General features: G+C 39.0%; 5 protein-coding genes. All 5 read left to right on the forward strand.

The features are described from left to right. Positions 1–31 precede the first annotated feature (31 nt). From PE36_RS19905 to PE36_RS19925, 5 genes are read left to right on the forward strand one after another with little or no spacing between them, the layout of a single operon-like run. Positions 32–580, forward strand: coding sequence for a hypothetical protein (locus PE36_RS19905; protein WP_043994892.1), 549 nt, complete (start codon positions 32–34; stop codon positions 578–580). Further along, positions 577–3,372, forward strand: a complete 2,796-nt coding sequence (locus PE36_RS19910) for a TcfC E-set like domain-containing protein (RefSeq protein ID WP_006033885.1) — start codon at positions 577–579, stop codon at positions 3,370–3,372. The genes PE36_RS19905 and PE36_RS19910 overlap by 4 nt, the downstream gene beginning before the upstream one ends. Continuing rightward, the gene (locus PE36_RS19915) at positions 3,373–4,110 is read left to right on the forward strand and encodes a hypothetical protein (protein WP_006033886.1); all 738 of its coding nucleotides are present in this window, start codon (positions 3,373–3,375) and stop codon (positions 4,108–4,110) included. 1 nt (position 4,111) lies between these two features. Continuing rightward, positions 4,112–5,146: a hypothetical protein gene (locus PE36_RS19920; RefSeq protein ID WP_006033887.1), complete on the forward strand. Its 1,035-nt coding sequence runs from the start codon at positions 4,112–4,114 to the stop codon at positions 5,144–5,146. Then, the gene (locus PE36_RS19925; protein ID WP_006033888.1) at positions 5,143–6,054 is read left to right on the forward strand and encodes an OmpA family protein; all 912 of its coding nucleotides are present in this window, start codon (positions 5,143–5,145) and stop codon (positions 6,052–6,054) included. The genes PE36_RS19920 and PE36_RS19925 overlap by 4 nt, the downstream gene beginning before the upstream one ends. Positions 6,055–6,409 lie beyond the last annotated feature (355 nt).

Here is a 6,409-nt window from a genome sequence, read left to right on the forward strand (position 1 = left end):
CATCTTAATGTAATTGGCATTTGGAGCACTTATGAAGAGTTATCTAGCCGTTTTTTGTCATCCTTTATTTATATTTATGAGCTTATTATTCGTTTGCATGAATGTAAATGCGCTTGGTGACTCTTCATCTTTACAACATCAATTTCGTGTTGATACCCATATTGAACTCGCAAAATTTTACGATCGCGAAATTATTGAATTTGAATTTGTGAAAAATAATTGGCAACTCGAATTTGACGCAAAAAACTATCAATTCAAACCCATTTCCGATGTTTTACAACTACAAACCAATATTACACAAACAGATCCAATAGACAGCTTTGCCCTGACCTTAGTTGAAAAACAATCACAATGTTATGACAGTGCTGGTTTAGCCACTACAAGCAAAGATTTTTCTCACGTGTGGTTGGCCGGTAAAGAGATGTTTAAGGGTGATACCTTCATTAATGAAAGCTTAGATGAATTAAATACACAGGGTAAATATCGCACCCTGGATGTAGACCTTTCCTTCGACCCCGTTCACTACGGTGATGATAACTGCAGTGGTGCAATTCAATTCAGTGTGGAGTTAGAGATATGAAAATCAGATATCTATTAATCATCGCATTGATGGTGAATATCAGCTTAAGTCACGCGTCGATTCAAAGTGAAGGCATTATTATTCCCGCTGAGTTTGCCGATCTCTATCAAGGACACGAGGAACTGTTTACCTTTGAAATGGCCAGTGCAACGGACCTGCTCACGGTAAAGGTAACTTCAACACCCACATCGGCAACACTGTCGGCAAGCAGTATCAATAAAATCGAAAACTACCTGCTACAAAACAATATTAAAAAGCAGGCGATTACTAACATCATTAATAAAATGACCAGCAATATCATCAATGCCAGCGCCTGCCACGGTAAGGTCGCTGAATGCACAATGATCCCTGACGAGTTTGCATTTTCCTACGATTACGAACAAAAACACATTACCTTTTTTGCTAATAACAAACTATTAGACAAAAGCAAAACCAGTAAAATATTCCATGACTCAAACAATGACCTTTACGGTTTCATTAACAGCATGGACTTTAATTATCACTACTTTAACAATAGTGGTTCTTCACTTATTTTACGTGACAAAAGCTTGTTAGGCCTCAAATACGGTAATGTACGCAGTAGCCTTTACCTTGACAGTAGTAGCAGTGACTTAGATGTTGAGCAGCTCTCCTACGATTACGAATTTAAAAAACGTCGCTTTCAATTAGGTCACTTTAAGTATGGTTACGAGCAAAATAGTACTGCTTTTTTAGATTTAACCGGCAGTTATTCACAGGATGTCGTGAATTACTCCTCTTCAAACAACTTAATAAGCGGTGGCAAGCAGAATAACCGTAGCTTGTATTACCTACTACCTAACCAAGGCCGTATTGAGGTGTACCGCGAAGGTAACCTTATTTACAGTAAAAATGTTGATGCAGGGCAACAGAATTTATCTTTTCGCGAATTACCCTATGGCTCTTACATGGCCACTATTGTGGTGATATCGGGTGGTCGTGAATTATTAACCGAGAAACAACAAATCTTTAATAACAGCTCTTTTTCACTGAACCAAGGTGAGTATGACTTTAGCTTTTCAGCGGGCCTGTTAAATGATCGTTACGATGAAAAAAACGACCGTGAAAATTCACTAACTGAACCTGAAAATAAACAACAATACGACCTGTGGTTACAGGAAAATAGCTTTGTAGAAGCAAAAGCCACTTATCAGCTATTGGACAGTACGTTAGTGGGTACACGTTTATTAACTAATGTAGACAATACGATGGTTGAAATCGGGGCTAAAAAATCCTTCGCAGAATACGCAAATGCGGATGTGAAATACGCACGGTTTGATAATGGCAGTCAGTTTTTATCCGCCGATACTAATATCTACAATGTAGGTTTTGGTTACGAACGTTACCATTCTGCAGACGGTGAATACAGTTTAGATAACTACATGTTATCCAATATTGGTTACCAGCGTTTAACGCTTAATGTGTCAGCAACAGTTTATGCTGGGCAAGGTTATTTGCTGTTTGTGAATAATAAAGTTGATGAGGCGAACAACGGCCAAGAATATGTGGATCAAAGCGACTACTGGTCAGTGAGTGCAGGTTATTCACATGCTTTTATTGCTAACTCAACGTTAAATTTTTCTGCTACTTATCAAAGTGAAGATTACCGTTGGAATAATGATGGTTGGTACGCCGGCATTCTTTGGTCAGTACCATTATCAATGGATTGGAGCGCTAATTCGTCAATGAACTTAGGCCACCAAGGTGTGGAAGAGTTCCGTAATAGTATCAGCAACAATCAGCAACTCAGTGACAATCTATCGGTTAATACCGAAGTGGGTGTGACTTATATGGGCAGTGATTATGAACGCAGTGTTGATAGCGATATCAGTAGTTCGGCAAATTACCATAATAGTGTTTTAAATAGTGATGTTTATGCCTACGTTAGCTCAGATGGTACTAAGTCGTTAAACGCGAATCTATCCACCACGCAGGTTATTTCTAATAGCGGTAAATTGTATTTCACGGCAGAGAAGAGTGATGCTTACATTATCGTGGATGCACAGAGCCAACAGGATGCCGATCAACACCGAGGCCTGTTATCTGTCTATCACGAGCAAGAACTCGGTTATAACGACAATATAGATCAACAAGATACGGTTATCGCCATTGATAAATACAAAGACTTTAACGTGCGTTTAGATACCGAGTCTTCTAACTACATCAGTGACGATGAGCATCAAGCCAATGGCTACGCACTACCCGGTACAGTGATCAGTTTAGACATGGACTTGGTAAAAATTAAAACCTTTATCACCTCATTTGATGATCTTAATGATAACGCGGTATCAGAGGTGCAATGTGCTGGTGAAGGCTGTGTAGATGTAGAAAAAATTGAACCGGGTGTATTTAAAGTCTCTGTCATTGCAGGTGCGGATTACGAACTGTTTTCACACAACCAAACCTGTGTAACACCCAGCTTAGACAGAAACTCAAGCACCATTAGCAATGTCGGTAATAACTACTGCTTACCTGGATTATATCAAGAAGGTGCTTGGTCACTGGCAAATAACAATAACCAAGCAATTGAGCTTGATGGCAAACAATATTATTTCTTGGGTGTTTTTGACAGCGAAGTTGATTACCCACAAACGGCACAAAAATTGAAAGATGCAGGTATTGAGACAATCTCTCGTGAAGTGGGTAAACGCCAATACCTTTATGCAAGAACCACCGAGATGCTAACAGCAATGCAGCAAACATTATTAAATGAATTAAACCTGTACGCCTTAAACAACTTTGATTCAAACAACTTTACATTGAATTGGGATTAAATGATGAAAACAATTAAACAACTTTTAATGATGTGCTTAATAATCAGTACAACACCGGTATCAGCAATGGCGATTAGCAGTTTAATGTTAGTCAATGCAGATGATAAAGCGGGTATTTTAACTCTAGATAATACCGATAATATTACTTATTTCTTAAAAACCTCAGTCTCTAAAGTAGAAATAAAAAACAATCAGATTATCAAAACGCCCTATACCCGTAAAAATTTAGATAGCTGGCAGATAGCAACCAAACCATCAAAGTTAGTGATTGAGCCAAATATGGTTAAAGATATTCAAATTGAAAACATCTGTGGCGACAGTTGTGACCGTTCCTTAGATCAGGTTTTCCAAATCCATATTCAACCGGTTTCTTATACTAACGAAGGTGAAGATCAGTCAAAAATTAGCATGTTATTTGGCTTTGCACCCTACTACATTATCCCGGCATCAGAAAGCAACGTTGATTACCAAGCAAGTTATGATGGCACTAACATCACCGCTAAAAACAGTGGTAATACCATGCTTACCCTGTTGATTGATCAATGTAAGGATAATCAATCAGCACAGCAAGAAGATGGCAAGAAACCTGCTCTATGTACTGCTACTTTTACGCTACTTGCGGGCAGAACACGTGTTTTACATGTGCCTGAAGAACTACAACAAGAAAACTTAGATGTGATTTTACTTAACCATGATGAAACATTTAAACAAGAAGTTACCTTAAGACAAGGCCAATAATATGCGTTACCTATTATTACTGTGTTTATTAGCCGTTAATGCCCATGCTTTTACCATCAATGGTAAGTTAACCGGTGAAAAATTAGAATGGTATAACGCCAGTAATAATGGTGAATACATTACGCCTAACTATTGGTTTAAACCTGCGCGTTTACCTGAAACACAAAATTGGGTACCGGGTACTTATACCTCGCCAACTGACCTTACTATAACGTTAAGCAGTGGTAGTGAGCATGCCTCTGTGCCACTCACACTCAGTGGTGTGAATTATCAGCCAGATCCAACCTGGGAAGGTGACTGGTACTCAGATATTTACCCAAGCTGTGATGAAACAACCATGATGGGTATTATTACCGTTAAACGCACCAGTGGTAGTGGTTTTTGTATTTCCGATAATATCCTTAATTACAATCATCTTGTGGTGCCATTTAGCGCTGTGCAGCCGATTATCAAGCTTGATAAAAGCATTTTAATCACACAACTAAAAGGCAAAAAAAAAGGAGTTTACTCAGGTACAGTGAGTGCAGTGATCAGTTATGGTTTCTTTGCAAAGGGCTCGGAAACGGTAAAGACTTACCGTAATGTGCCTATTACTTTCTCAGTACAAATTAGCTATAGCCCTAGTGTATTAAGCCGTATTAATGTTTTAGGCAATGGCCATATCGTGCCTAAGTATGATACTACGGCACACACAGTGAGTGGCTTAACGGGTTTTAAAATTTCAGCATTGGGGTATTTTGAGAATGGCCTGAAGTTTGAACTGATTAATAAAGCCGTTGACGATTACCGCTTAAAACCAGTCAGTGGTGGTTCAACCTCTATTCCTTATAACATCACTTGCCAAGGTTGCAGTGCAGGTAGCCAACTAGTCGAACAGGGTAAAGTCGTGGCAGATGGTAAAGCGGAAATCCATTCACCGGGCGCTAGCTTAATTCCCTTTACACTGGGTCTTAGTTACGACAATGTTTCAGTTAAAGATGTTGAAGAAAAAACCTATGCCGATGATTTCACAATCATGTTTGAGGTGAGCTTATGAGCCGATTTTATTTATGCATTTTTTTATTATTAACGACTAATGCAAGCTTTGCAGAATCCTTTAATGATGATGGCGGCTGGTACCTAGGTGGTAAACTAGGCGCAACGGTATTAGATATTGAAGCGGCTAACCAAACAAGTGATCCGGACCCATCTACTGCCAGTATGGGGGTTGTAGCGGGTTATAATTTTAATGATTTTTTATCAGTTGAATCCGACTTAAGCTCTTTTGGTAAATTTAAACAGGGTGCTGAGCCAGAGAAACTAGTCGCTTTTTCAACTTACTTACTGGGACGCTACCATGTATCTGATCGCGCAGCCCTATACGCCAAAGTGGGTAATAGTATTATTGGAAATGACTTAAACCTCAGTGGTGGTATTGGTCTTAAATACCAAATATCACAACAATTAGAATTGGATACGGGTTATCGTTTAATTGGTGATGTTCCTAATACTGAAGATGACCTGTATGAGTTCAGCGTGGGTATTAACTATAAATTTGGCAAGAACAAACCAGCACCTAAAGTAGTGCCACCAGCCGAGCCTGTGATTGTACCCACAACACTTAATAGCAATACCTTATTTAAGTTTAATAGTGCAGAAATTAGCGATAGCAGCGCCTTAGCAAAATTAGCTAAAAAAATGTCTGCTAGCCATGTAGAGATCAATGTGGAAATAGTGGCGTATACCGATACCAGTGGCCCAGAAGCTTATAACCTCAAGCTTTCTAAAAAACGTGCCGAAGCGGTACGTGATTACTTTATTAAACAAGGAGTGAATAAACAAGTGATTAATACTGCTTGGAAAGGCGAGGCAAACCCAATCGCGTCAAATAAAACCCGTGCCGGGCGTATTAAGAACCGCCGTGTAGATATTATCTATATTGAAAACAATGTGGTTTATCACTAAAACGTGGATGTTAGAAAATGACTGCGGACGCTAATGGATTGAGATGTGACGTAAATCGTTAATTTCATTTTCTTCAGCGTCCTAGGAGGTCTTTAATCAAGTATTTGGAGGGCCTCCCTCACTTCAACTGGAGTCGTCATATTTACCCCGCAACAAATAACTCATTAATTTGTCTGTGAAACCACGCATTTTTTCAATAAAACGATTAACAACACCCCCGTTAACAAAATATGATAGCGTTAATCTGATAAAAAAGTTAATCGTCGCGATTTAACACGGAAGCTACGTAAGATGAAAATAAAAACCAAATTGATCAGTTTAACCGCCTTTGCCGTAGGTGCATTACTTTGTGTTG

It is taken from the genome of Moritella sp. PE36, from assembly GCF_000170855.1.
In the GTDB taxonomy this organism is placed as follows: domain Bacteria; phylum Pseudomonadota; class Gammaproteobacteria; order Enterobacterales; family Moritellaceae; genus Moritella.

Coding starts and splice junctions, on each gene's coding strand:
- PE36_RS19910 (WP_006033885.1), top strand. CDS start 577: ATGAAAATCAGATATCTATTAATCATCGCATTGATGGTGAATATCAGC.
- PE36_RS19915 (WP_006033886.1), top strand. CDS start 3,373: ATGATGAAAACAATTAAACAACTTTTAATGATGTGCTTAATAATCAGT.
- PE36_RS19905 (WP_043994892.1), top strand. CDS start 32: ATGAAGAGTTATCTAGCCGTTTTTTGTCATCCTTTATTTATATTTATG.
- PE36_RS19920 (WP_006033887.1), top strand. CDS start 4,112: ATGCGTTACCTATTATTACTGTGTTTATTAGCCGTTAATGCCCATGCT.
- PE36_RS19925 (WP_006033888.1), top strand. CDS start 5,143: ATGAGCCGATTTTATTTATGCATTTTTTTATTATTAACGACTAATGCA.